This window comes from Candidatus Pristimantibacillus lignocellulolyticus (assembly GCA_023639215.1).
Lineage (GTDB): Bacteria > Bacillota > Bacilli > Paenibacillales > Paenibacillaceae > Pristimantibacillus > Pristimantibacillus lignocellulolyticus.
The window spans coordinates 1-2,500 of the sequence record CP097899.1 but is presented as its reverse complement, the minus strand read 5'-3'; the positions used below and the strand labels follow the sequence as shown (position 1 = coordinate 2,500).

1 rRNA gene (cut by a window edge) is annotated in these 2,500 nt (G+C 52.2%); it reads left to right on the top strand.

The features are described 5' to 3' along the window. Window positions 1-2,418: ribosomal RNA gene (locus NAG76_00005) — 23S ribosomal RNA — on the top strand (it extends 513 nt beyond the left edge of the window). The last annotated feature ends 82 nt before the right edge of the window (window positions 2,419-2,500 follow it).

The following is a 2,500-nucleotide window of genomic DNA, read 5'->3' as shown; positions in this document are numbered from 1 at the left end:
AGGGAAAGGTGAAAAGCACCGCGGAAGCGGAGTGAAAAAGAACCTGAAACCGTGCGCTTACAAAAAGTCAGAGCCCTATTTATGGGTGATGGCGTGCCTTTTGTAGAATGAACCGGCGAGTTACGATTACGTGCAAGGTTAAGTTGGAAAGACGGAGCCGCAGCGAAAGCGAGTCTGAATAGGGCGAATGAGTACGTAGTCGTAGACCCGAAACCGTGTGATCTACCCCTGTCCAGGGTGAAGGTGCGGTAACACGCACTGGAGGCCCGAACCCACGCACGTTGAAAAGTGCGGGGATGAGGTGGGGGTAGCGGAGAAATTCCAATCGAACTCGGAGATAGCTGGTTCTCCCCGAAATAGCTTTAGGGCTAGCCTCGGATTAGAGTGTCGTGGAGGTAGAGCACTGATTGGGTGCGGGGCCCGCCAAGGGTTACCAAGTCTAGTCAAACTCCGAATGCCACAGACATGTTATCCGGGAGTCAGACAGTGAGTGCTAAGATCCATTGTCAAGAGGGAAACAGCCCAGATCATCAGCTAAGGTCCCCAAGTGTGTGTTAAGTGGGAAAGGATGTGGAGTTGCACAGACAACCAGGATGTTGGCTTAGAAGCAGCCACCATTTAAAGAGTGCGTAATAGCTCACTGGTCGAGTGACTCTGCGCCGAAAATGTAACGGGGCTAAACACACCACCGAAGCTATGGCATGTACCATTTGGTACTTGGGTAGGGGAGCGTTGAATATAGGTTGAAGTCAGACCGTAAGGACTGGTGGACAGTATTCAAGTGAGAATGCCGGTATGAGTAACGAAAAGACAAGTGAGAATCTTGTCCGCCGTAAGCCTAAGGGTTCCTGAGGAAGGCTCGTCCTCTCAGGGTAAGTCGGGACCTAACGCGAGGCCGAAAGGCGTAGTGGAAGGACAACAGGTTGAAATTCCTGTACCACCGAAAACCGTTTGAGCAATGGGGTGACACAGAAGGGTAGTGACGCGGACTGATGGAATAGTCCGTCTAAGTAGTGAGGCTTGTCGATAGGAAAATCCGTCGGCTATAAGGCTGGGCTGCGATGGGGAGCGAAAATTATAGTAGCGAAGGTCATGAGCTCCGGCTGTCAAGAAAAGCCTCTAGTTAGGTATAGGTGCCCGTACCGCAAACCGACACAGGTAGGCGAGCAGAGCATGCTAAGGCGCGCGGAAGAACTCTCGTTAAGGAACTCGGCAAAATGACCCCGTAACTTAGGGAGAAGGGGTGCCCCGGTAGGGTTAATAGCCCGAGGGGGCCGCAGTGAAAAGGCCCAATCGACTGTTTAGCAAAAACACAGGTCTGTGCGAAGTCGTAAGACGAAGTATACGGGCTGACGCCTGCCCGGTGCTGGAAGGTTAAGGGGAGTGGTTAGGGGTAACCCGAAGCTATGAACCGAAGCCCCAGTAAACGGCGGCCGTAACTATAACGGTCCTAAGGTAGCGAAATTCCTTGTCAGGTAAATTCTGACCCGCACGAATGGCGTAACGAATTGGGCGCTGTCTCAACGAGAGATCCGGTGAAATTTTAATACCTGTGAAGATGCAGGTTACCCGCGACAAGACGGAAAGACCCCATGGAGCTTTACTGCAACTTGATATTGAACTTTGGTACGATCTGTACAGGATAGGTGGGAGCCTTTGAGTCATGAGCGCCAGCTTGTGAGGAGGCGACGTTGGGATACCACCCTGATCGTATCGGAGTTCTAACCTGCTACCCTGAATCGGGTAGAGGGACCGTGTCAGGTGGGCAGTTTGACTGGGGCGGTCGCCTCCTAAAGAGTAACGGAGGCGCCCAAAGGTTCCCTCAGAATGGTTGGAAATCATTCGAAGAGTGCAAAGGCAAAAGGGAGCTTGACTGCGAGACCTACAAGTCGAGCAGGGACGAAAGTCGGGCTTAGTGATCCGGTGGTACCGCATGGAAGGGCCATCGCTCAACGGATAAAAGCTACCCTGGGGATAACAGGCTTATCTCCCCCAAGAGTCCACATCGACGGGGAGGTTTGGCACCTCGATGTCGGCTCATCGCATCCTGGGGCTGAAGTAGGTCCCAAGGGTTGGGCTGTTCGCCCATTAAAGCGGTACGCGAGCTGGGTTCAGAACGTCGTGAGACAGTTCGGTCCCTATCTGTCGCGGGCGCAGGAAATTTGAGAAGAGCTGTCCTTAGTACGAGAGGACCGGGATGGACGTACCGCTGGTGTACCAGTTGTTTCGCCAGAAGCATAGCTGGGTAGCTAAGTACGGACGGGATAAACGCTGAAAGCATCTAAGCGTGAAGCCCCCTTCAAGATGAGATTTCCCAATTAGTAAGACCCCTTGAAGACGACGAGGTTGATAGGTTCGGGGTGTAAGTGTAGCAATACATGTAGCTGACGAATACTAATCGGTCGAGGGCTTATCCTAAAATCTTTTCAAGCGCAAGCAAGAAAAGTACATTGATACAAGCATCACTTTGGAGTTTTACCTTTCCTATCCAGTTTTGAGG